The 344-nt window shown below is 41.0% G+C and carries 1 pseudogene; it reads left to right on the forward strand.

Annotated features, from left to right (window positions below):
• Positions 1–344: pseudogene (locus RMT89_RS41790) on the forward strand (hypothetical protein); the annotation flags it as partial.

Raw genomic sequence — 344 nt, forward strand, 5'->3', positions numbered from 1 at the left:
ACCTTATACGGATCCTGCTAATGGTAAACTTGAATCTGATGAAGTTTTTCGAGTTAATGGCGTGATTACCCATATTCAAACTAATGGCGACCTTGGAAAGGATCTACCAATTGGATTTTTTATACAAGATGAATTTGGTGACAATAACCCGCTGACTTCTGACGCTATTTTCGTTCAGGGCCTCGTACAAGGCTATTCGATTGGCGATAAAGTGACTGTTACAGGAAAAGTGATTGAGCAATTTGGTTCAACCCAGTTAGTCCCTACTGGTAATATCACAAAAGTATCGTCCGGCCATAATATCGAACCGACAACCGTGACCAGATTACCATCTGATCGCTATT

Source organism: Streptomyces sp. P17, from assembly GCF_032436805.1.
Taxonomy (GTDB): Bacteria; Actinomycetota; Actinomycetes; order Streptomycetales; family Streptomycetaceae; genus Streptomyces.